This window comes from Lacticaseibacillus porcinae (assembly GCF_003946305.1).
Taxonomy (GTDB): Bacteria; Bacillota; Bacilli; order Lactobacillales; family Lactobacillaceae; genus Lacticaseibacillus; species Lacticaseibacillus porcinae.
Genome location: NZ_RHNS01000007.1, coordinates 86,919 through 110,765, shown reverse-complemented (window position 1 = coordinate 110,765; position 23,847 = coordinate 86,919). Strand labels below are relative to the sequence as shown.

General features: G+C 43.2%; 21 protein-coding genes. 20 read left to right on the top strand and 1 reads right to left on the bottom strand.

The genetic code is table 11. The features are described 5' to 3' along the window. Positions 1-155: 155 nt before the first annotated feature. Positions 156-956 (bottom strand): hypothetical protein, encoded by an 801-nt coding sequence (locus EKM92_RS07500; protein WP_125709436.1) that lies wholly within the window; start codon positions 954-956, stop codon positions 156-158. A gap of 139 nt (positions 957-1,095) precedes the next feature. Between EKM92_RS07500 and galE the strand changes: the two genes are divergently transcribed. From galE to rfbD, 20 genes are all read left to right on the top strand, one after another. Next, the gene (gene galE / locus EKM92_RS07495) at positions 1,096-2,088 is read left to right on the top strand and encodes a UDP-glucose 4-epimerase GalE (protein WP_125709434.1); all 993 of its coding nucleotides are present in this window, start codon (positions 1,096-1,098) and stop codon (positions 2,086-2,088) included. 493 nt (positions 2,089-2,581) lie between these two features. Then, positions 2,582-5,173, top strand: coding sequence for a GW dipeptide domain-containing protein (locus EKM92_RS07490; protein WP_125709432.1), 2,592 nt, complete (start codon positions 2,582-2,584; stop codon positions 5,171-5,173). Between the two features lie 215 nt (positions 5,174-5,388). Beyond that, complete coding sequence (locus EKM92_RS07485) at positions 5,389-6,519, top strand: GH25 family lysozyme (RefSeq protein ID WP_125709430.1); 1,131 nt, start codon at positions 5,389-5,391, stop codon at positions 6,517-6,519. A gap of 9 nt (positions 6,520-6,528) precedes the next feature. Beyond that, complete coding sequence (locus EKM92_RS07480; RefSeq protein ID WP_338035111.1) at positions 6,529-8,403, top strand: SH3-like domain-containing protein; 1,875 nt, start codon at positions 6,529-6,531, stop codon at positions 8,401-8,403. A gap of 247 nt (positions 8,404-8,650) precedes the next feature. Next, a complete protein-coding gene (locus EKM92_RS07475) occupies positions 8,651-9,430 on the top strand; it encodes a LicD family protein (protein WP_225420746.1) in 780 nt (259 codons plus the stop codon). Positions 9,431-9,469: 39 nt separating this feature from the next. Continuing rightward, entirely contained in the window at positions 9,470-10,219 is a 750-nt protein-coding gene (locus tag EKM92_RS07470) for a glycosyltransferase family 2 protein (RefSeq protein ID WP_225420743.1), read from the top strand. Positions 10,220-10,229: 10 nt separating this feature from the next. Continuing rightward, entirely contained in the window at positions 10,230-10,973 is a 744-nt protein-coding gene (locus tag EKM92_RS07465; protein WP_125709425.1) for a glycosyltransferase family 32 protein, read from the top strand. A 38-nt stretch (positions 10,974-11,011) separates the two neighbouring features. Continuing rightward, complete coding sequence (locus EKM92_RS07460; protein ID WP_125709423.1) at positions 11,012-11,704, top strand: YveK family protein; 693 nt, start codon at positions 11,012-11,014, stop codon at positions 11,702-11,704. Between the two features lie 27 nt (positions 11,705-11,731). Then, complete coding sequence (locus EKM92_RS07455) at positions 11,732-12,349, top strand: CpsD/CapB family tyrosine-protein kinase (RefSeq protein ID WP_125709421.1); 618 nt, start codon at positions 11,732-11,734, stop codon at positions 12,347-12,349. Positions 12,350-12,386: 37 nt separating this feature from the next. Continuing rightward, entirely contained in the window at positions 12,387-13,436 is a 1,050-nt protein-coding gene (locus tag EKM92_RS07450) for an EpsG family protein (RefSeq protein ID WP_191988950.1), read from the top strand. A 202-nt stretch (positions 13,437-13,638) separates the two neighbouring features. After that, complete coding sequence (locus EKM92_RS07445) at positions 13,639-15,039, top strand: sugar transferase (RefSeq protein WP_125709419.1); 1,401 nt, start codon at positions 13,639-13,641, stop codon at positions 15,037-15,039. A gap of 53 nt (positions 15,040-15,092) precedes the next feature. Continuing rightward, the gene (locus EKM92_RS07440; RefSeq protein WP_125709417.1) at positions 15,093-15,797 is read left to right on the top strand and encodes an IspD/TarI family cytidylyltransferase; all 705 of its coding nucleotides are present in this window, start codon (positions 15,093-15,095) and stop codon (positions 15,795-15,797) included. A gap of 8 nt (positions 15,798-15,805) precedes the next feature. Next, on the top strand, positions 15,806-16,864 hold the full coding sequence (locus EKM92_RS07435; RefSeq protein WP_420812571.1) for an NAD-dependent epimerase/dehydratase family protein: 1,059 nt from the start codon (positions 15,806-15,808) through the stop codon (positions 16,862-16,864). 34 nt (positions 16,865-16,898) lie between these two features. Then, positions 16,899-17,876, top strand: coding sequence for a glycosyltransferase family 2 protein (locus EKM92_RS07430; RefSeq protein WP_125709413.1), 978 nt, complete (start codon positions 16,899-16,901; stop codon positions 17,874-17,876). Between the two features lie 24 nt (positions 17,877-17,900). Beyond that, positions 17,901-18,797 (top strand): glycosyltransferase family 2 protein, encoded by an 897-nt coding sequence (locus EKM92_RS07425; protein WP_125709411.1) that lies wholly within the window; start codon positions 17,901-17,903, stop codon positions 18,795-18,797. A 97-nt stretch (positions 18,798-18,894) separates the two neighbouring features. Further along, positions 18,895-20,325 (top strand): oligosaccharide flippase family protein, encoded by a 1,431-nt coding sequence (locus EKM92_RS07420; RefSeq protein WP_125709409.1) that lies wholly within the window; start codon positions 18,895-18,897, stop codon positions 20,323-20,325. A gap of 89 nt (positions 20,326-20,414) precedes the next feature. Further along, entirely contained in the window at positions 20,415-21,290 is an 876-nt protein-coding gene (rfbA, locus tag EKM92_RS07415; protein ID WP_125709408.1) for a glucose-1-phosphate thymidylyltransferase RfbA, read from the top strand. A 2-nt stretch (positions 21,291-21,292) separates the two neighbouring features. After that, positions 21,293-21,865: a dTDP-4-dehydrorhamnose 3,5-epimerase gene (gene rfbC / locus EKM92_RS07410; protein ID WP_125709405.1), complete on the top strand. Its 573-nt coding sequence runs from the start codon at positions 21,293-21,295 to the stop codon at positions 21,863-21,865. A 2-nt stretch (positions 21,866-21,867) separates the two neighbouring features. Then, entirely contained in the window at positions 21,868-22,893 is a 1,026-nt protein-coding gene (gene rfbB / locus EKM92_RS07405; RefSeq protein WP_125709403.1) for a dTDP-glucose 4,6-dehydratase, read from the top strand. 60 nt (positions 22,894-22,953) lie between these two features. After that, positions 22,954-23,796 carry a dTDP-4-dehydrorhamnose reductase gene (gene rfbD / locus EKM92_RS07400; protein WP_125709401.1) on the top strand — a complete coding sequence of 281 codons (843 nt, stop codon included), beginning with the start codon at positions 22,954-22,956 and terminating at the stop codon, positions 23,794-23,796. Positions 23,797-23,847: the final 51 nt, after the last annotated feature.

Here is a 23,847-nt window from a genome sequence, read left to right as displayed (position 1 = left end):
GGCGTAAAATTTTGGTGTAATTAATATAACACTCATCGATGCGCCTGCTAACGGAAACGTTGGGAGGCGTATTTTGCTGGGGAGAAAACTGCTCCTTAATTTTTTCAAACAAAAAAGTCACAAAGCGATTTTTGCTTTGTGACTCTAGAAAGGGATTACTGCCAATCAGAAGCAGTAAGATGACTGCGACCAGCTGCACGCATCTTTAAAATGGCACGGCGAATATCGTTATTACTGAAGTAAGTGGGATCTTCACCTAGGCCTTTGATATCATCACGCGCTTGTTGAATCTCGGCATCTGTGATGGTGTCAGAGCCTGCGATCGGTTGACTTTCAGGTGAGGCAGCTGAAGAACTGGTCTCATTGGTTGATGAAGCCTGACTTGCTTGATCAGTTGTGCTTGTTGTGGCAGTACTGGTATCCGTGCTGTGAGATGTGTCTTCAAGTGAGATCCGTAATTTCAAGGCTTTAATGTACAAATTACGAAGTTCAGGTTGCTTGATGGCCTTGGCATCGAGTAATTCATTGAGCGTGGTTAAAGCTTGAGTGTTATTTCCTGTTTGAGCAGAGGATTTTGCCGCGTCCAGTTGAGTTGTGAGTGATTTGTTTTGTTTATTGAGAGTGGTTGCACGAGAATGGAGTTTTGCAGCCACGCCTTCAAGAGAGGTACTGCCGTTGGCATAATTCTTGGTGGTCTTGATGGCTTGAGAAAAATTGGATGATTCAAGTGCATCCTGTGCCGAGACGATTGCGTGCAGGACCTTGGCACGCTTGGTGGATGTTTTAGTTGATGCTAGCGATTGAATTGAATCGTTGATCCCTTCAGCTTTTTCGTATTGCTTTGCGGATATTGCGTCATCTAAATTCGAATTGAGTTTGCTAATGTCTGGTTTCGCCTGACACCCGGCCAGCGTCAGTAAAGCGATGCCGGTAATTAAAATGTGCGAAATTTTCATTTTTCCCACCTCCACCAATAGTATAGCATCTAGGTACGTGTCTTTCTTTTAGAAGTTTTAAATAAGAAAACGGATTCTCAAAGCGTTTAACAAGTAATCGGGTATGATAAGTGTATCTGTAGAAAAAGAGGTATTTATAATGACAATTGCAGTTCTTGGTGGCGCCGGATACATTGGTTCTCATACTGTTGCGCAACTTATCAAAGCTGGCCAAGACGTGGTGGTATTGGATAACTTGATCACTGGTCACAAACGTGCGGTTGATCCCAAAGCCCGCTTTTATCAAGGTGATATTCGCGATTACCATTTCTTGAGCCAAGTGTTCTCTAAAGAAAAAATCGACGGTGTCATCCACTTCGCCGCCTTCTCCATCGTCCCAGAATCAATGAAAGATCCGTTGAAGTACTTCGACAACAACACTTCTGGCATGATCACCTTACTTGAAGCAATGAACGAATTCGGCATTAAGAAGATCGTATTCTCTTCGACTGCCGCAACATACGGCGAACCAAAGCAAGTGCCGATCCATGAAGATGATCCTCAAGTGCCAACGAATCCCTATGGTGAATCCAAACTTGTAATGGAAAAAATCATCAAATGGGCAGACGTCGCTTACGGCATCAAGTTTGTTGCCTTGCGTTACTTCAACGTCGCTGGTGCCATGCCAGACGGTTCGATTGGTGAAGATCACCATCCAGAAACACACTTGATCCCAATTATTTTACAAGCAGCCGCTGGTACGCGTGACGGTTTACAGATCTTCGGCGATGACTATCCCACTAAAGACGGCACCAACGTCCGCGACTATGTGCATGTTGTCGATCTTGCTGACGCCCACATCCTCGCGATGAAGTATTTATCGGAAGGCCATGAATCAAACGCCTTTAACTTGGGCTCTGCGACTGGCTTTTCTAACTTAGAGATTTTAAACGCTGCGCGCAAAGTCACTGGCCAACCGATCCCTGCTAAGATCGGTCCACGTCGCCCAGGCGATCCATCAACATTGATCGCTGCATCTGACAAAGCACGCACTATTTTAGGCTGGAAGCCGAAGTTCGATGATGTTGAGCAAGTCATTGCCACGGCTTGGAACTGGCATCAAACTCACTCAGAAGGTTTTGGCGATAAATAAGTAGGTAATCAAGCTAGCCGAAACACTAGTTGCAGGCTTTCAATTTGAATTGCGTGAGCCAGTGAGTTAACGTGCTACTGTTCAACGTTAAATGCATTACTGATCTCTATCGGCGGATTGTCTGTTGATAGAGATTTTTTTCTGTATAAGCAGTTCATTTGTTTTGCTTGCGGAATGATCGACTTCGCAATGAGGTAATCACGATCACCTCGTGTATAGGGCTATATGATGATCAGGTCATGAAGAACAAATTTCATTCCATCGATTTTTGACATGCAGTACCACTCAAATGGCAAGATGTTTTTTTTACAATTGTGTTGCATCACAAAACGAGTACCTGCTTGACGCAAAAATACTCATAACAGGTGAAAGCGGTTCTTTAATAGTGATTCTAATTGGCGTATACTTAACAATATCTTTAGGAATTCCGACGATACGGATTTAAATTTCTAAAGACAGGGGATATGCATCAAATTTTTGTGAGGTGGGAAAAGTGAACAAAAGAATCTCTCGAAGCATGATCATTGGGTTGCTTGGAGTGGCATTCGGGGTCAGCGTGGTATTCGTGAATCGGCCAACCGAAGTTTCGGCAACGACGATTTCTGCGAGTCAGTTGCACGTGAGCTCCTCTGTTAACTCGTATATCGCTAGTCACAAGCTTAGTCCAGTAGGGATTACGAAAGAACTACATACTTTCGAAATCTTTTCGTATTCAACGCCGGACAAGAAGCCAAATGGGGTCGTTTTTCATCAAACTGCAAATCCTCATACATATAGTGCGCGCAACGAAGCTGACTATGAAATCAATGGCGGACATTGGCAAAACGCCTTTGTTCATACGTTTATTGATGCCAATACCATTTTGAACATTCATGATATTAATAAAGGCTGTTGGGGTGCAGGACCATACGCCAATCATCGGTTTGTTCAATTCGAATTGGTGACAGCACGGAACGCAACTGAGTTTGCAAAGTCTATCAATAACTCTGCATGGTATACCGCATACCTTGCCCATTATTTCGGTTGGACATTATCACTTGCATCTGCCCATGCCGGCGTTGGCACCTTGTGGACGCATTATGATGTATCACATTACTTAGGCGGCACTGATCATGTCGATCCAATCAGTTATTTATCCAGCCATGGTTACAACACAACCCAGTTCTTGGATTTAGCTAAGGCCTACTATGACGGAATGTTCGACAAGGTTTTAAGCAGCAAGAACGTGAGTGGTGTGATGCAAATCGATCAGAGCACTCGCAAAGATGGTGTTTATACCACTGGACCGTACAATACTGACTTCCATACCCAAACAATCAATACTGATGCAAAGAAGTATGATGGTGATATGGTTCAATTATTGAAGCAAGAAACCACCCAGAGAAGTACGTACGTTCAGGTTAAATCATCCAATGGCTCAGTATTTTGGACCGATATTCATGCGCTGAAGACCCCGACGCCAGATCCAATCTTGTCTTCAACGGCAGAAAATCGTGATGCTGTCATTAACCAAAGCAAGCGTAAAGATGGCGTTTATAAAGATGGCCCTTATCGCACCACGCCGACCGCTTATGTAGCAAATACGGATGGGATTAAATATAATGATCAAGTTGTCCATGTCTTAGAAACTGACCGGACTCAATGGTCGACGTTCTCTAAAGTCCGCTTGGCCAATGGCACAACCTTCTGGATTGATGCACATGCGTTAGTACCGGTTGAATACAATAAGATCCTTTCTCAGAAGCCGGTGAAATATGACGCACAAGTCAATCAGAGTCTGCACAAGAATGGTGTGATTGATGGTGTGTATGCGTCAGGACCATTCCGCACGACTGCCGACACTTATCCAATCAATGAGGATGCGAAGAAGTACGACATGCAAGTCGGTCATGTCGATCAAGAAGCGACTACCAGTCGCTCGACTTATGCGCATATCACGCTCGCTAGCGGGACGGCATTTTGGATTGATGTGCATGGCTTGAGTAAGATGACGTATTATCCTAACTTGAGTCATTCCAATGTTAACTACGACGCTCAAGTTGATGAATCTTCTCGTCCTAAAGGCGTTATCGATGGTATTTATGCATCTGGCCCATATCGTTCAAGCTTTGAGACTTACGCGATCAACACTGATAGTAAACAATATGACCAACAAGCTGGTCATGTTGATCAAGAGATTCGCAATGCCAACTCCACTTATGCTCATATTACATTGAGTAGCGGCAAAGCATTCTGGATTGATATCCATGCGTTGAAGAAGGTGGCTTATCTCCCAGCATTAAGTGATAAGTCAGTTAGCTACGACGCACAGGTTGATGAATCCTCTCGTCCAAAAGGTGTCATTGATGGGATTTATACCGAAGGACCATATCGCTCTAGTTTAGCAACATCTTCTATCAACACGGATAGTAAGCAATATGATAAACAGTACGGCCATGTTGATCGTGAAATCAGAAATGCTAACTCGACTTATGCTCATATCACACTTGCTAGTGGTAAAGCATTCTGGATTGATATTCATGGGTTGAAGACGATTAAATACGATGCCGCCTTGAGTTCAAAGAATGTTGATTACGATGTACAGATTGATGAAGCACATCGGAAGAATGGCATTGTTGATGGTGTCTATACGTCTGGCCCATATCGGACTAGTCTTGAAACCTCCATCATTAACAAGGACGGTAAACTTTATGATCAACAGTTAGGTCATGTCGATCGGGAAGAAACAACCAGCAACTCGACTTATGTCCATGTGACATTGCAATCAGGAAAGAGCTTCTGGATCGATCATAACGCCGTCAAAAAGCTGACATACTACCCGATAACTTCTGATAAAGCTGTAAGTTATGACGCGACTGTTAATGAAGCCCTTCATAAGAACGGTGTAATTGATGGCATCTATCAGTCCGGTCCATATCGGACAAGTTTGGATACTTACACAATCAACACAGATAGTAAAAAGTATGATGGTATGTCTGGCCATGTCGATCGTGAAGCGACTAATAGCAATTCAACTTATGCGCATCTGACATTGACTAACGGTACCAGCTTCTGGATTGATATTCACGGACTTCAGAAGAAATAAATGTTTTGCAAGCGTCACCTCCCTAAATTAGAGAGGTGGCGTTTTTTTGATACTTGATGGTTCGATATGTTACTTTTAGATAACAGATTGGATAGGTTGCGGTGTGAATTCGCGGAGTAACGTATACTTGTCTTTGTCCTCAGTATTTCGTTGTTATTTTAGAAAGCATTGAGGATCTTGGTGAGAGACGCAAAAATCTCTGAGGGGGGAAGAATTTGAAATTGAATCGACAATCCAAGTCGGTACTTGGAATCGCGGGCTTATTTTCGGCATTGTTGCTCACAAATATGCAACAGCCCGCCGAGGTGCATGCAATTTCACAGTCTGCGCCGTCGCAAGCTGTGGATACGACTGGGCAGCAGAAACAATCAACCGTTATTTTGAAGTCAAGTCAACAGGTGGATGCAGCGGCACAAGTTGCTGACGCCGCCTTTCAATTGACCAATGGACATTCAAACGAGTCAGAAGAATCAACCAGCAATCGGAGTCTTGGGGCGATTATCAATGATCAAGCGTTGTGGGCAATGACCGACGAATCAGGCTCTACCTCAACGCGGCATGTGATGAAGATGCCTACTAGTTTAGACACTGATACTGCCGCAACGTGGTTGACCTTAGCGAAGAAACAGGGGCAAATAGATCAGCAAAAGACTGGACGTCAGCAACAAATTATTATGGTTGCTGCCACTGCGCAAAACACGCTTGAATTTGCGATTGGCAATACCAGTGTGCCGCATGTTGATGCAGTCGATGTTTCTTCTTATCAAAGTTGGATGACACAAGCACAATATACGCAATTGAAGCAACTGGGTGTTAAAACTGTCATTATCAAAATTAGCGAGTCAACGAACTATTCGAATCCATACGCCGCCTCTCAAATTAAATATGCTGAGGCTGCTGGTTTGAATGTTGCGGTTTATCATTTTGCAAGATTCGGAAATACAGCTACCGCTCAAGCCGAGGCTAAAAAGACGATCCAAGTCTTAAATTCCTTAGGCTTACCAACTTCAACGCTAGTATTTGCTGATATGGAAGGTGCAGAAACAAACGTCTCATCTGTTGGGACCAATCTGAATCAGTATTGGAAAACTATGTCTGCCGGTGGTTACATGAATCACGGCGTTTATACCGGAGGTTTATACGGGGCTGGTTATGCAGCAGCGACAAGTGGTACAGTTGGCGCGGCTAGGACATGGTATGCCCATTATCCAACCACACCAAGCAAAAACAACCTACTAGAAAAGAATTATGGTGCTTGGCAGTTCTCGTCGACTTCTTATTTGCCAGGATTTACGGGTAAATTTATCGATGCATCGACTGATTATGTCGGCTTGTTCTCTAAGTAATATGATCAAATCATATCCAGCAAGACACTCAGTGGTGTCATGCAAATTGATCAAACAAATCGTAAGGATGGTATTTATACTAGCGGACCGTACAACACCAGCAGCGCGACTGCCGCAATCAACACTGATGGGGTCAAGTATAATGGCCAAGTGGTTCAAGAACTGAAACAAGCAGTCACACCACATAGTACTTATGTTCAAGTGAAAACTACTACTGGGGCAACATTTTGGATTGATATCCATGCGTTGAAGACACCCACATCGGATCCTGTTTTAGAGAGTAAGTCGCAAGATTATTATGCGGTGATCGATCAATCGAGTCGCCGCGATGGTGTTTACCTGAACGGTCCATATCGGACTGCAACAGGGACTTACTGGCCGAACACTGATGGCACAAAGTATGATCAGCAGTTTGTTCATGTAATCAAAACCGAACGTACTAAATGGTCGACATATGCGCAAGTCGTTGGCGACAATAATAAGACGTTCTGGATCGATATTCACGCGTTGAAGACACCGACCTATTATCCGATTACGAGTCAAAAAAACGTTAGCTATGATGTCCAAATTGATGAGTCATTGCACAAGAACGGCGTGGTTGATGGGATTTATGAGTCCGGTCCATATCGCACAAGCGCAGAAACCTATCGGGTAAATACCGATAGCAAGAAATATGATGGACAATATGGACATGTCGATAAGGAAGCAACAAATGCGAATTCAACGTATGCTCATGTGAAATTGTTAAGTGGTACGTCGTTTTGGATCGATATTCATGGATTGAAGAAACCGAGCTATGATAAGATACTCAATCAACAAAACGTCGATTATGATGCCAAAATCGATGAAGCTGCGCGACCAAATGGCATCGTTGATGGTGTCTATGCTTCGGGGCCTTATCGAACTAGTTTAGCGACGTCTCCAATCAACTATGATGGCAAGAAATATGACCAACAAAATGGTCATGTCGATAAACTGGCAACCACGGTCAATTCAACCTATGCCCACATTAAGTTGAATAGTGGTACCGCGTTTTGGATCGATGTCCATGCATTGAAGAAGCTGACTTATGATAAGATTCTAAATTCGCAAAATGTGAACTATGATGCCAAAATCGATGAAGCTGCGCGACCAAATGGTGTCGTTGACGGTGTGTATGCATCCGGACCATATCGAACCAGTCTGGCAACCTCAGAGATCAATTATGACGGCAAGAAGTATGATCAACAAAATGGTCATGTGGATAAACTAGCAACAACAGCTAACTCAACTTATGCACATATTACATTAACCAGTGGTACCGCTTTTTGGATTGATGTCCATGCGTTGAAGAAGTTGAGCTTTGACCAGGTGCTTAAGTCACAAGACGTGAGTTATGATGCCAAAATCGATGAGTTAGCTCGACCTAATGGGGTCGTTGATGGTGTCTATTCGTCAGGGCCTTACCGGACGAGCTTGGCGACGGCGGCGATTAATTACGATGGCAAGAAGTATGATCAACAAGTCGGACATGTGGATAAGTTGGCAACAACGGTAAACTCCACATACGTACATATTACGTTGACGACTGGAACTGCTTTTTGGATTGATAGTCACGCGGTTCAGAAATTAGTGTATTATCCAATAACAAGCCGCAAGCAAGTGAACTACACTGCTGTGATTGATGAATCGTTGCATAAGAATGGCGTCATTGATGGCATTTACACTTCCGGCCCATATCGCACAAGCCTTGATACATTTGAAATCAATACTGATAGCAAACTATACGATGGACAAATCGTCTGGGTAACCGAAGAAGCGACTAACGCGCAGTCAACATATGCGCATGTGACATTAACTAATGGCAAGCGCTTTTGGATCGATATTCATGGGTTACGACGTTAATTGTAAAAAAACAGATCATAGATGCAATGGGTCATGGCCCATCGCATTGTGATCTGTTTTTGGTTTAACGGATTATGATTACAGAAATTTTCGATGGCAGACGATTCAAATTGTTTGATTCTTTTAGATATTGTAACAATCATGAAAATTTGTTGGGAAACGTTCCTTCGTCCGGTATAATATAAGGGTTATTGACGAAGAACTTGTAAGTTAACAGTCAATGGTAGGGGTATTTACATTGAATAAAATGCAATCAGAGATTTTAGAACTCTTCGAAGTGATGAGAAAAGAGTTTGATCAGCATGAGCTTCGTTACATATCTGCAGGTGGGACAACCATCGGTGCAATCCGACATAAAGGCTTTATTCCTTGGGACGATGATATGGATGTCGCCATGACTCGCGTTGAGTTTGAGAAGCTCAGAGCAATCGTCAACAAACAATCTGGAAAGCTTGGAAAGTTGCATGTACTCCTTCCGGGTGATGTAGCAAATCCATTTAGTTATGCAAAGGTATATGCAGAACGTAATGATCCGGCATATTTGGATGAATCGAGCGGCATCACAGGATTATTTATCGATGTCTTCCCGCTGGATGTCGTTTCAGAGAATAAGCGCAAGCGGCATCTTGACTTCTTGCATTTTAAGGTGCTGAATAAAGCCATTATTCGCCGACACGTGGGCTCCCGATCTAGTTTTGGCGCGAAGTGGTGGATCTTCCTTCCGATGTTTGGCTGGTATAGGCTTTTCTCACTGAATTCACTTAAACAAAAGCGTGAGCGATTCTTGCGCGTAAATCGGCCTACAACGGGTGAAACGTTAACTAACTATGGTGGTCCATACGCGTTTGATAAAGATAATTACTTGTGGAAAGAAATTAAGGAATCAATCGAAATGCCGTTCGAGACGACTCATATTTCTGTCCCAACCGGTTATGATACTTTGTTGACACGAACATATGGTGATTATATGAAGGTTCCAGATCGTGCTGAACAACATCCCGGCCACATTCGCGATTCTGAAAAATAGAAATTCACGTAGCTGTTCGATCAATCAGGAGAATTTACAGTGAAAGTAAAAGTTTCAGTTGTTATGCCAGCGCATAATGGGAGTCACTTTATTGAAGACAGCATTCAATCGGTATTAACACAAACTTTGTCGGACCTTGAACTGTTGGTTGTGGATGATGCATCGACTGATAATACGGTTGAGCTCGTTAACAACATTGCCCAGCAAGATAAGAGAGTTCGCTTAATTCAGTTGCCAGAGAATCACGGTGTAGCGTTTGCTCGAAATGCCGGGATTCAAGCAGCAACAGGTGATTATGTTGCATATCTAGATTCTGATGATTTGTGGCTACCTAACAAATTGGAGTTACAATATGCCTTGATGAGTAGCCAAGGTTTACAATTGACCTATGGTAGTTATGAGTTGATCGATCAGGATGGGCATGATATTGGGAGTCGCATGATTTCAGAGTCCTCATTGACTCACCGCGACCTCCTGAAAGGTAATCGAATTGGACTACTTTCGGTGATGTTGGATCGAAAGACTGCTGTATCACACCAATTTCCTGAAATTCATCACGAAGATTACGCTTGCTGGTTGTCAATTACCCGCGAAGACATTGTCGCTTATCGGGTATCGACAGAACCACTGGCTAAGTATCGAAAGCATCAGACATCTCTAAGCGCCAACAAAATGCAAGCCGCAACGTGGACGTGGCATATTTATCGTGATTTTGAAGGATTAAATATTTTTAAGGCAAGTTACTACTTTGCCCACTATATGATTATGGCGCTTACTGATCGCCGTTAAGGAGAGCAAGATGATTCCAAAAATTGTCCATTATGCTTGGTTTGGTTCGGAACTTCCTGATGCCATTCAAACGCGCGTCAACGAATGGCAAGAGATGTTGCCAGGCTGGGAATTTAAATTCTGGTCCGAGAAGAATTTTGATATTGATCAATATGCGTTCAGTAGCAAGATGTATCACGAAGGAAATTTAGGTTATGCTGCAGATGAGTTGCGTTACGCAGTATTATATCAGTACGGTGGTTTCTATTTTGATACCGATATGATCGTCAAGAAATCGTTGGACCCATTGCTGAAACATAAGATGGTTTGGGGATTTCAATATGATAATAGCCTGTTGACTTCCTTCTTTGGATCGGAGGCAGGCCATCCAGCCTTGAAGACAATTCTATCGGTTTATGCTGAAGAACTGTATCCTGAACTGAATGATGATAAGTATCATATGACCAGTAATCCATTTGTGACTAAGATCTTTTTAAAGTCGTTTCCAGACTTTAAGACCAATGGTGAACGTCAGGAATTGGATTCTGACTTAATTGTTTATCCACGCGATTACTTCAGTTATCAAAGCCGCAACCAAGAAGCAAATTATATGCAACACCTTTTTGATAACTCTTGGGGAAGCGCCAATCAAGGGCTCAAAGGACGTTCTAAAGCATTGTTCAAGCAGTTGATGCCATATTTATGGGCGGATATTTCCGCTAAACGCGGCATTAAAAGTGCTGAGGCGGACGGTGTTCCGTTGATGAAAAAATAGCATTATTCAATCTTGTACATCAATCGTATGGAGGAATCATGGAAAAATTACTTAGTATGCAACGTCTAGGATATACCATCTGGCATCATATGCTTTTGATCATCGGGTTGATGATCGTGTTTGGCGGGGCATTGTATGTCTACGCTGCCAAAATGGTTGCACCGAGTTATGACGTTAGTACGACAATTGTCGTTGATAAAAACGGTTCTAATGGTGACCAAAGCGTCAGCGATGCCTTGAATGCATCACAATATGATACTCAAATGTTGGCAACCTATAATGATTTATTAAATGATTCAGCGCTTTATGCCACTGTTGCTACCAACTTGAATGCCAATGGATATCCTAAATTGACATCTAGCGACGTGCAAAAAATGGTCACAGTGAAGAACAACGCTAATTCGCGTGCGTTTTCAGTGACTGTTGAAGCGGCGACGCCGAAGCTTGCGGCTAAGGTAGCAAATACTGTCGCTAGTTCTTTTGCAGACAAGGTCAAAACCGTGATCGGTAAGACACAAGGCGTCAAGGTTGCTGATGAAGCTTCTGAAGATGCTTTGCCAGTTAAACCAAACGCCAAACTGTTTGCCATTGCAGGTTTGATCATTGGCCTCATTATTGGTGCGGCAATTGCAACATTACGCGAAATCTTTAATGATACGGTCAAGGATCCTGAATTCTTGACGAAGAGTGCAAAGATCCCATATCTTGGCACAATCAAAGTGTCGAAGTAAGCAGTATCTCAAAAGGAGAGCGAAAATATGGCTACTAATGTAAAAGATCCTCAAGCAACAGACTTCGACCGCCAAGTCCGTGAGTTACGTAACACCATTGCATTTCATTTTTCAAATCAAAAGTCATTCAGTCTGTTGATCACTTCTGCCGGAGAACAAGAAGGTAAATCTGCTATGGCATTAGCCTTGGCAAAAAGTTTCCAAACCTTACAAAAGCAAGTGCTGCTGATTGACGGCAACTTCTCTGAAACCCGTCAAGATTCAACTGCTGATGTGGCTGAACACAATCTCTTTGATCTGATTCTTTCTGACGATGATTTGGATGCAGTCACAAAGGTTGCCATCAAGCAAGGGAACGGCATTTCGTACTTGCCTGCTGGTAAGGCCACGACTGACTCAGCGATTGTTTTGGGCAATCCTCGTTTTGCGCAATTATTAGAAAAAGCAAAAGCTAACTACGATGTTGTGATTGTGGACGGGCCTGCAGCTTTCGGTGAATCTGACGTTCAATTCATCGGTCGCGTGACGGATACCACGTTATTCGTTGTGCCACAACGCCAAGCACATCAACATCAACTTACAGATGCAGTTGATGCACTTCGAGAAGTGGGAGCTGATGTACTAGGTGGTGTGTTGACGGTTTAAGCACCGTCCACCACTGAGGCAATAGAGGAGCACAACCGTGATCGTTTACTTAATCATCTTGACCTTACTGATAGGCCTTGCGTTTTTAGGACGCGCCACGATGTCGGCATGGTGGGATTGGATCGGAATCGCAGTATTAATTATTTTTGCCGGTACACGATTTGAGATGGGGGCAGATTATATGTCCTATGAAGCCATCTATGCCGGGAAATATACGCCAGGCCAAGTGGAATCTGGATTCCTAGCAATCCAGAATTTCCTTGGCGGCATTCATGTGCCGTTCGAAGCCTTTACCTTGATCTGGGCAACAGTTTCCTTGGTCTTGTACTGCGTATTTGTCCGACAATACTTTCGACCCGCAATTATTCCAATTGCGTACTACTTTGCTCGATTTTACTTTTTACGTGATATGGGGCAGATTCGTGCAGCGATGGTATGTACCATTTGTATGTTGTCGATTAGTCTGATCATCAAGAAAAAGCCGATATTGTTTGCCGTTGTTGTTTTACTGGCGTCGCTGATTCATATTTCAGCACTATTTTTCCTTCTGGCATATCCTTTTTACATCATCTTTAAGAACATCAACCTGAAATGGGCCTGCATTCTCTTAGGAGCAGCATTTTTAGCCGGAACAGTGTCAACGAAAATTCTTGCAGTCGTTGTTGTCAGGGTTTTACCGCGATATGCACCTTATGTCACGAACCCAGCATATGTTGGCGGCAGCTTGTTTTCGCCTGTGACGTTGATGCACGTGATGATTTGTATTGCGGGATTCTATGTGCTGGAACACTTGGATATCTCGCCTGCGTTTATTCGAGATAAAGAAGTCTTTCGGCTGTTATTAACGTTATACCTTTTGGCTGCGTTAACGTTGTTGGGGTTAGCAAGACTCTCCACAATTTCAGGGCGTCTCTCCACGATTTATTCAACCTTGGAAACGATTCTGGTGCCAACCATCGTCTATTCGATGTTGCCAAAATATGCGCGAACGATTTGTGCCGTTGCCGCAGTTGGCTTCATCTTCGTCTTGATATTCATTGTTGGCGGTATTTACCACCAATACATTCCGTATCAAAGCTTCCTGTAAACCGGCATGCAGGAATTTGATAAATTTCATTAAGCTTGAAGCTGAAAACTTATGCGGTTACTGAGATGTGCTATCATCTGAGTAACCGCATTTTTGATTAGACCTACTGATTATGGTATAATTCGCAAAGTGCGGATTCTGCGCTCAAATTGTATTATTAATCAATTATTAATTCATTATTCATTACTGAGAGGGTTGGCTTATGAAACAAAAAACTGCGTGGAGCGGTTTAAAACGATACGCGACCATGTTAGGGGACGTTTTACTATTTAACATGAGCGTCTTGCTTGCATTCTACTTTAGGTTTGGGCGTGCGATTCCTGAAGTCAATTTTTATACATATGAAAAGTCGGCCATCTACATCACGATCCTCTTCCTTCTCGTGAATTATTTATTAGGTGTGTACGTTTACTATAATCGGCGCGTCAGTGATGTGCTATTTGTGACAGTTCTTGGCCAATTACTCACAATATTTGGCTTAATTATGATCACATTTATCGGTCGGTGGTTTGCCTTTCCACGTTTGGTCTTGGTTTACTCATTCTTGATTAGCGTGGTTGTGCTTGGAATATGGCGGGTACTGGTCTTCTACATGTACTTGCGCTTGACTCCCAATCAACATGTCGCGGTTTTTTCGACTGAAGACGAGTTGCCAGCAATCGTTCAAAACTTCAATTCCAGTAAGAACAATAAACACAAGGTTACTTTTGTTGTAACGGATCATTTCGTAGACAATGCAACGAAGCTCTTATCTCAAGTTGATATTTTCTACTTAACGAAGAGCCTTTCAGATGAAAATCGGCGGGCTATTGTGGATTTAGCGCTTAAAAATGAGAAGCAGATCATGTTGACGTCAACATTTGACAACATTTTGATGCTCTTCCCAAGCTTGATGAACTTTGAAGATGAAAGCGTGATGGGGATCCGCGGGTTCCGTTTGACCCCTGAAAACGCCTTTTTCAAGCGAGTTTTTGATATCATTGTTGCTATCCTGTTATTAATTGTTGCTTCACCATTCATGTTGGTTACTGCAATCTTGGTTAAAGTGACTTCTCCTGGTCCAATCATCTACAAACAAACTCGCATCACTTTGAATCAAAAGGAGTTCAGTATTCTTAAATTCCGGACAATGAGTGCGAATGCTGAAGCTAAATCTGGTCCTATGTTAGCTCAAGCCCATGATTCACGCATCACACCAGTCGGTAAATATTTGCGAAAATTACGCTTAGATGAGTTACCACAGATTTTCAACGTGTTGAAAGGTGACATGTCGATCGTTGGGCCTCGTCCTGAACGCCCATTCTTTGTTGATCAATTCAACGCTGAAGAACCCCATTATTACTTGCGACATAATGTCCGTGCTGGGATCACCGGCTACGCTCAAGTTTATGGGAAATATGCTTCGGACTATCATAGCAAGTTGAAATTTGATCTGCTTTATATCAAATCTTATAGCGTATTTCTTGATGCGAAGATCTTATTACAAACCGTTAAGATCTTGTTTGATAAGATGTCGTCAGCCGGTGTTGATGACGAAGAAGAACCAAGCGTTAAGAAGATGCACGAAATCGTTGAAGATAACGATATTCAACATCTTGACTAGTAACCGAATATCATAATTGAACTCACAATAACTCAATTACTAAGGAGAAAATAATGACTACAGCACTGATTATTGCAGGTGGCGTTGGGAAACGTATGGGCATGGAAATTCCAAAGCAATTTATTTTGGTGAACGAAAAACCAGTCATCATTTACACGCTTGAAGGGTTTCAAAACCATCCGCAAGTCGATCGTATCTTAGTCGTATGTAAGCATGGCTGGGAAGATACCATGTGGGCATACATCAAAGAATTCGGCATTACCAAGGTCAAGTGGGTGATTGCTGGCGGTAGCAAAGGACAAGAATCCATCAACAATGGGGTTCAATTTCTGAAAGATTACGCCTCTGATGATGAGACTATTATTATCCACGACGGCATTCGACCGCTCGTTGATGAATTGGTATTGTCGGATGTTATTGTGAAGTGTGAAGAATTCGGTAACGCGGTCACGTCCTTACCATACAACGAACAGATTTTTGTGAAGAAAACAGAAGATACGACTGACAAGTATATCGATCGAAACACCTTGCGTCGTGTCGGAACGCCACAAGCCTACCGTTATAACAAGCTGTTGTGGGCATACAATAAAGCAACCGCAGAAAATATTGGTATGACTGATTCGTCTTATACCAACACAATGATGGTTGAATTAGGTGAGACACTTCATTTTGCAGCTGGTTCCGACAAAAACATTAAGTTAACAAATACCGACGATCTCGCGTTGTTCAAGGCATATCTGCGGATGAAGCAACAATAAGGAGAGCTATGATGTTAACTCAGAACGCTTTTTATCAAACTGATTTAGAGAACGTTCTCAATAGTCATCAAAAATGGAATGCTATTGATGGGCATTCTTTTTTAGTGATTGGCGCTTCCGGAATGGTTGGGTCATTTCTGATTGACGTATTGATGAAACGAAACACCTCTGAAAATGCGAACATTCACATTTATGCAATGGGCAGAAGTCGCGAACATTTGGTTGAACGATTTGGTGAATACATGGATTCATCCTTGTTTGATCTCGTAGTTGGCGATGTGACTCAGCCATTACCAGAAAATCTTGATACGGATTATATCTTGCATGCAGCCAGCAATACACATCCAAGAGCCTATGCGACTGATCCTGTCGGCACCATCATGACGAATTTGATGGGCACTCAAAATGTCCTCGAACACGTCGTCAAACACCCGACGACACGAGTGATGTTCCTCTCAAGCGTTGAAGTATATGGGGAAAACCGCGGAGATGTTGAAAAATTCGACGAATCGTATTCTGGATATTTGGATTCTAATACGCTTCGTGCAGGTTATCCAGAAAGTAAACGAGTAAGTGAAGCACTGTGTCAGGCTTATATTGCTAAATATGATTTAGATATCGTGATTCCACGATTATGCCGCATCTTTGGACCAACGATGCGTCTCAACGACTCAAAGGCGTCATCACAATTCATTCTCAATGCTGTGCATGAACAAGATATCGTCTTGAAGAGTGATGGACATCAGAATTATTCGTACGCTTATGTTGCTGACGTTGTGTCTGCGTTGCTGTTCTTGATGACTGAAGGTGTCTCAGGTGAAGCATATAACGTTGCTGTGCCTGCTTTAGATACGACACTGAAACAACTGGCCACGACTTTGGCAGAAATCTCTGGAAAATCAGTGATCATGCAGTTACCAGACAAAGTTGAAACTGCCGGATTCTCGAAAGCGACGAAAGCACTCCTTGATGCTTCGAAATTAAATGCTTTGGGCTGGCAAGCACAGTATGACCTTAAAACCGCCTTACGGCATACCGTCCGGATTCTTCAAGCTCGCGAAGACTAATTGACATCAGAAATCATCACCAAAGGAGAAAACTTTGACAAAGCTCAGTATTATCGTCCCCGTTTATAACGTCGAACGATATCTCAAGAGTTGTATTGACTCGATTTTAAAGCAGGATTTTACCGACTTCGAATTGCTCTTGATTGATGATGGTTCGACAGATACCAGCGGCAATATTTGTGATCAATATAGTGAACAGGACCTACGTGTTAAAGTCGTACATCAGCAGAATTCTGGGATGAGTGCAGCTCGAAACGTTGGGTTAAGTATGGTTGAGGGTCAATTAATCGGATTTGTGGATTCTGATGATTATATTGCGCCAGATATGTACAGTTTCTTGATCAACAATCTAGAGTCGCATCACGCAGATATCTCCATTTGTGGGATGACCGAGGTTCGGCGCGGATCGCATGTAGATGCAAGCGTGAATTCCGAGGCAAAGGTGTTAACACCTGAAGCAACGCTGGAATTGATTTTGCGTGCTAAAGCAATTTCAGTGAACGTGCAAAATCGAATTTACCGAGCTAAGTTGTTTGATGATGTCACTTTTCCAGTCGGGAAGATTGCTGAAGATGCGGCAGTGCTTTTAGATAATTTGCATAAGGCACAAACAATCGTTTATGATCCGGCTAACAAGTATTTTTACAACCGTCATAGTGGCAGTGCCACAACTCGACCATTTTCCGCAATTGATATGACGAGTGTTGAAGTTTGGCAAGCCAATGAAAAAAGAATTCAGCATGAATATCCTCGCCTGACCAATTTAGCACGAATGCGCGTTTGTAGTGCCTACTTCTATGTGCTAGATAAGATTGTTCAATCTCCTGATTGGCAGTCCATTCCGTCGCGTTACGAAGTTGTAAAATTCATTAAACACCACATTGGTTTTATCCTTCGTGAAGAGGAATTTACCCGTAGTCGTAAACTCTCAGTTATTGCGTTACTTGTGAGCCAGCGATTATATCGATATCTGGTGCAGATGCAAAAAAAGAATAAATATGGACTTGCCTAAGATTACCAAGATAGGAGCATTGCAATGAGTCAAAATGAGGCAGTTGCGCATGATAGCACAGCGCTTAAAACAGTTTCTTTCATCATTCTTAATTACAATAGTGCCGCTGATACCATCGAACTAGCCAACGAATTAATCGCAATGAATTTGACTAATGTCAACATCTTGGTAGTAGACAATCAGTCAACCGATGATTCACTTCACCAGTTACGCTCGAAGCTAACGTCAGGTGCTGAGGTCATTGAAACTGGGTTTAATGGCGGATATGCATACGGCAATAACGTTGGAATAAAGCGGGCTGCAGAACTTAATAGTGATTTCGTGATGATCATGAATAGTGATGTACGAGTAGAGCAGTCGACGTTCGATCGACTTCGGGCCTATATGTCCGCGCATCCAAAGTGCGCTATTGCAAGCCCTGCGTTGAAGATCCCGGATCGTCCGAATGACTACGGGCGCAAGGTATATCTTGGCCGTGTCCACTTTTCTACGTTAGTCAAGCCCGACGCTATTGACAAACCAATCAATGTTGATTCAATTATTGGTGCATGCTTTATGGTGCAAATGGGCGCCATCAAGCAAGTCGGGATGATTCCAGAGCCGTACTTTTTGAACTTTGAAGAGACTGAATGGTGCTTGAAGTTCAAGCGGGCAGACTTTCAAGTACAGTGCATCCCATATTTGTTTGCGTTGCACAAACCTCATGGCTCGATCGGAAAAGTAAGTGGCATTCAAAGTTATTTTATGAAGCGCAACTTGGTGCTTTTCAATAAGCGTATGGATACTCGCGGACAGTACGTCTGGTTTTTGATAAAGCTATTACCTTTTTCTGTGCTGATGTCGCTCAAGCATCGTAGCATCATGCCACTTGTTGCCCAAGTAGACGGTATGACTGGACATAATCGATACAGTCACAACTGATTTCGACAGGCATCTGACTTAATGAGCCAACATTGAAACAAGCTGCTGGTATCGGATTATAGCTGTCGAAATATAATGCAGAAATTTGAGGAACTCAATGAAGGTATTAAAGAATTATTTATGGAACATTGGCTATCAAGTATTTATTCTATTGGTACCATTAATCACTGTTCCATACATTAACCGTGTTCTTGGACCTACAGGTGTTGGCGCAAGTGCATTCACAAACTCAGTCGTTCAATATTTTATCTTACTTGGTAGCTTAGGGATTAATCTCTATGGTAGCAGGGGCACTGCATACGTGCGGGATGATCCGGATAAGTTATCCCGGTATTTCTGGGAACTTGCAATTCTGAGGTTCGTCTTCATCGGGATCTCTACCGCCGTTTATCTGATTTTTATTTGGCAGTCAAGCAAGTATCGCTTGTTTTATCTTGGACAGGGTATTGCCTTAATTGGTACGGCATTGGATATTTCATGGTTCTTCCAAGGTCTGGAGAACTTTAAAGTCACAGTTTTGCGAAGCACATTCGTCAAAATTGTATCTGTGGTGCTCATCTTCGCCTTGGTACGGAACTCTGGGGATACATTACTATATATTTGTATCTTAGCCGGATCTCAGTTCTTAGGTAACTTGACTTTTTGGCCATATCTCAAGAAATACGTTCATCATCTGCCGAAGCTCAGCCAACTTGATTTTCGACAACATATTATGCCATCGATTGCGATGCTGATTCCACAGCTCGCAATTCAAATTTATGTGCAACTGAACAAAACCATGTTAGGCTTCTTAGTCAACGTTACGGCATCTGGCTTTTACGATAATTCGGATAAAATTGTCAAAATGCTACTTGCAGTCGTAACTGCCACAGGTACAGTGATGTTGCCACACGTGGCCAATAATTTTGCCAATGGCCACCACGATGCAGTCAAACGTTCTTTGATTACGACTATGCATTTGATCCTTGTGATCGCATTTCCACTGGCTTTCGGTATTTCCGCGGTTTCCACTACTTTTACGTATTATTTCTTCAGTGCAAAGTTTATGCCTGTTGCGAATTTGATGGCGGTCGAGGCGATTGTTGTTATTCCAATCGCTATTGGAAATGCAATTGGCGTTCAGTATTTGTTACCTACAAATCGGATGAAGGATTACACGACTTCCGTCATTTTGGGATCAGTCGTCAACATTATCTTGAACATTCCACTGATTTTAATGTGGCATACCATGGGTGCAATCGTCAGCACCGTTATTGCAGAATCAGTTGTGACGGCATATCAGATCTTCACGGTCCGAAAAGATATCTCTATTAAGTCTTTGTTTGCTGAAGTATGGAAATACTTCGCTGCAGGTTTATTGATGTTCATTTGTGTCAAGCTTGTGGATATTATGCTGGGCCGGAGCATATTAACACTGGTAGCAGATGTTGCAGTTGGTATAATTGTATACGCAGGGACCTTGCTTTTACTTCGTCCTCGAATCGTTTTAGGATTCGTTACGAGTTTTATCAAGCAACGTCGCGGTTAAATTCTATATTGAAATTAATCGATGTCTGAATGGCTATTGGAATATCTGTTGGTAGTCGGCATTGAGATAAAAACAGTGGAGGAATTCTCTTGAAAGGTATTATCCTAGCCGGTGGGTCCGGCACGCGTTTGTATCCAATCACTCGGGCAATTTCAAAGCAATTGATCCCGATCTATGACAAACCGATGATCTACTATCCAATGTCCACGTTAATGTTGGCGGGAATCAAAGACATCATGTTGATTTCAACGCCTAAAGACTTACCACGGTTTGAAGAATTATTTGGCGATGGTCATGAATTAGGCCTGAACCTTGAATATAAAGTCCAAGAACATCCGAATGGCTTGGCTGAAGCCTTCATCTTAGCCGCAGACTTCATCGGGGATGATTCTGTATGCTTGATCTTAGGCGATAACGTCTTTTATGGTGGCGGCTTGTCGAAGATGTTACAACGCGCTGCTTCTAAGCCAGTTGGTGCGACAGTCTTTGGGTATCACGTCAACGATCCAGAACGCTTTGGCGTTGTGGACTTCGATGAAAACATGCATGCCAAGTCCATCATTGAAAAGCCGGAACATCCCGCTTCGAACTACGCTGTAACGGGTTTGTACTTCTACGATAACGACGTTGTTGAAATCGCGAAGAACATCAAACCTTCTGCACGTGGTGAACTTGAAATTACAGACATCAACCAAGAATACTTGCGTCGGGATCAGTTGGATGTTGAATTGTTAGGCCGCGGGTTTGCCTGGTTGGATACCGGGACGCATGAGTCACTTCAAGAAGCTTCTGCGTTCATCGCTTCCATTCAACACCGACAGAACTTGCAGATTTCATGCTTGGAAGAAATTGCCTATCGCATGGGCTATATCGATATCAAACAAGTCGAAAAACTCGCTCAGCCGTTGAAGAAGACTGAATACGGGCAATACTTATTACAACTGGTTAAGCAGGAGGCCAAATAATCATGGCATTAAAGATCATTCCAACAAAGTTACAAGACGTCAAATTAGTTGAAACCGACGTATTCGGCGACAATCGTGGATACTTCACTGAAACCTACACCCGTGAGAAGTTCATCGAAGCTGGCATCACCAACGACTTCAACCAAGATAACCAATCTTTATCCGCAGAAGCTGGCGTTTTGCGCGGGTTACACTATCAATACGGTAAAGATGCACAAACAAAATTAGTTCGCGTGGTTACCGGTGTTGTTGAAGATGTCTTGGTTGATATCCGTAAAGGCTCTCCTACTTATGGCCAATGGGAAGGCTACATTTTATCTGAGTTCAACCATCGCCAACTGCTCGTTCCAAAGGGCTTCGCGCATGGCTTCATTACCTTAACGAACAACGTTAATTTCTGCTACAAAGTTGAAGGCTACTACGCACCTGACGCTGACCGCGGTATCGCGTTTGATGATCCAGATTTGGGTATCGATTGGCCAATGAGCACGGATCACTTGATCATGTCTGAAAAAGACTTGCACCACCCACAACTCAAAGACGCTGACAACAACTTTGTCTACGGGGAGATCTAATTATGAAAATTATGGTAACTGGCGGGGCCGGATTTATCGGCTCTAACTTCGTCCATTATGTGTATAACAACCATCCAGATGTCCAAATCGTGGTACTCGATAAGCTGACTTACGCCGGCAATCGTGCCAACCTTGAAAGCATCTTAGGAGACCGCGTACAGCTCGTCGTTGGCGACATTTGCGACGCTGAATTAGTTGATAAATTGATGGCTGACGTTGATGCCTGCGTGCACTATGCCGCAGAATCTCACAACGATAATGCCTTGTTAGACCCATCACCATTCCTGCATTCTAACGTGATTGGGACTTACACATTGCTTGAAGCTGCACGTAAATACGATGTGCGCTTCCACCATGTCTCCACGGATGAAGTGTATGGTGATTTGCCATTGCGCGAAGATTTACCAGGTCATGGCGAAGGAGAAGGCGAGAAGTTCACGACGGAATCTCGCTACAACCCATCTTCACCATATTCCTCAACTAAGGCAGCTTCCGATATGTTAGTCCACGGCTGGACTCGTTCCTTCGGTGTCCGCGCCACGATTTCGAACTGCTCGAACAACTACGGCCCTTATCAACATATTGAAAAGTTCATTCCTCGCCAAATCACCAACATTTTGGCTGGCATCAAGCCTAAGTTGTACGGCACTGGTAAGAACGTCCGCGACTGGATCCACACTGAAGACCATTCATCTGCGGTTTGGACGATCCTGACTAAAGGCAAGATCGGCGAAACTTATTTGATCGGCGCTGACGGTGAGCAAGACAACAAGACGGTTCTGGAAATGATCTTAAAAGATATGGGCAAAAATCCATCCGACTACGAACAAGTTAAAGACCGTCCCGGCCATGACTTGCGTTACGCAATCGATTCCACGAAGTTGCGCACTGAACTCGGCTGGAAGCCTAAGTACACCGATTTCGCTTCTGGTTTGAAGCACACCATTCAATGGTATACGGATAACGAAGCTTGGTGGCAAGCGGAAAAGGCTGAAGTCGAAGCCAAGTACGCAAAGTCCGGTCAGTAATCGTCACTACAAAAAGCGAAGCGCTTGGCTTCGCTTTTTCGTCGAAGGAGAACAATTCATATGAAAATTTTGATCACTGGTGCCAACGGTCAACTCGGTACTGAATTACGTCACTTACTCGACAGTCGTGGCCTTGACTACCGTGCGACCGATTCTAAGGAACTGGATATCACCGACGCAGACGCTGTTAACGCCTATGTTAAAGATTTCCAACCTGACGTGATTTATCACTGTGCAGCGTACACTGCAGTTGATAAAGCCGAAGACGAAGGCAAAGCCATCAACCAAAAAGTCAACGTTGACGGCACTAAGAACCTCGCTGTCGCTGCCGGTGAAAACGACGCTACGTTGGTTTACATCTCCACTGACTATGTCTTTGATGGTGATTCTGACGAATTATATACCGTTGACCACAAGCCAGCGCCTCGCAACGAATACGGCCGCACCAAGTATGAAGGCGAACTTGCCGTGCAAAAGTATGCCAAGAAGTTCTACATCATTCGCACCAGCTGGGTCTTTGGTGAATATGGCCACAACTTTGTTTACACCATGTTGAACCTCGCCAAGACGCATGACACTTTGACTGTGGTGAACGATCAATACGGTCGTCCTTCATGGACTAAGACCTTGGCAGAATTCATGACTTTTGCCATTGATCAAAAGCTTGAATATGGCATCTACCACTTGTCTGAAGATAACTCATGTAACTGGTATGAATTTGCCACTGAGATTTTGAAGGATACTGATACCAAAGTCTTGCCTGTCACTTCTGCGGAATATCCTCAAAAAGCATGGCGACCACGGCATTCAATCTTGGATCTGTCTAAGACCAAAGCGACTGGGTTTGAATTGCCAACTTGGCAAGATGCGCTGCATGAGTTTATGGCAGAGATTAACGATTGAAAAGTGTAGAAGAATAAAGCAAGGTGGAAAGTATTTAATGTCAGGTTCAAT

What these genes read in the sequence shown, in the direction of transcription:
- EKM92_RS07460 (WP_125709423.1), top strand. Translation starts at nt 11,012, where the DNA reads ATGGAAAAATTACTTAGTATGCAACGTCTAGGATATACCATCTGGCAT.
- EKM92_RS07440 (WP_125709417.1), top strand. Translation starts at nt 15,093, where the DNA reads ATGACTACAGCACTGATTATTGCAGGTGGCGTTGGGAAACGTATGGGC.
- EKM92_RS07465 (WP_125709425.1), top strand. Translation starts at nt 10,230, where the DNA reads ATGATTCCAAAAATTGTCCATTATGCTTGGTTTGGTTCGGAACTTCCT.
- rfbD (WP_125709401.1), top strand. Translation starts at nt 22,954, where the DNA reads ATGAAAATTTTGATCACTGGTGCCAACGGTCAACTCGGTACTGAATTA.
- EKM92_RS07445 (WP_125709419.1), top strand. Translation starts at nt 13,639, where the DNA reads ATGAAACAAAAAACTGCGTGGAGCGGTTTAAAACGATACGCGACCATG.
- EKM92_RS07475 (WP_225420746.1), top strand. Translation starts at nt 8,651, where the DNA reads ATGCAATCAGAGATTTTAGAACTCTTCGAAGTGATGAGAAAAGAGTTT.
- EKM92_RS07425 (WP_125709411.1), top strand. Translation starts at nt 17,901, where the DNA reads ATGAGTCAAAATGAGGCAGTTGCGCATGATAGCACAGCGCTTAAAACA.
- rfbB (WP_125709403.1), top strand. Translation starts at nt 21,868, where the DNA reads ATGAAAATTATGGTAACTGGCGGGGCCGGATTTATCGGCTCTAACTTC.
- EKM92_RS07500 (WP_125709436.1), bottom strand. Translation starts at nt 956, where the DNA reads ATGAAAATTTCGCACATTTTAATTACCGGCATCGCTTTACTGACGCTG.
- EKM92_RS07420 (WP_125709409.1), top strand. Translation starts at nt 18,895, where the DNA reads ATGAAGGTATTAAAGAATTATTTATGGAACATTGGCTATCAAGTATTT.
- galE (WP_125709434.1), top strand. Translation starts at nt 1,096, where the DNA reads ATGACAATTGCAGTTCTTGGTGGCGCCGGATACATTGGTTCTCATACT.
- rfbC (WP_125709405.1), top strand. Translation starts at nt 21,293, where the DNA reads ATGGCATTAAAGATCATTCCAACAAAGTTACAAGACGTCAAATTAGTT.
- EKM92_RS07455 (WP_125709421.1), top strand. Translation starts at nt 11,732, where the DNA reads ATGGCTACTAATGTAAAAGATCCTCAAGCAACAGACTTCGACCGCCAA.
- EKM92_RS07435 (WP_420812571.1), top strand. Translation starts at nt 15,806, where the DNA reads ATGATGTTAACTCAGAACGCTTTTTATCAAACTGATTTAGAGAACGTT.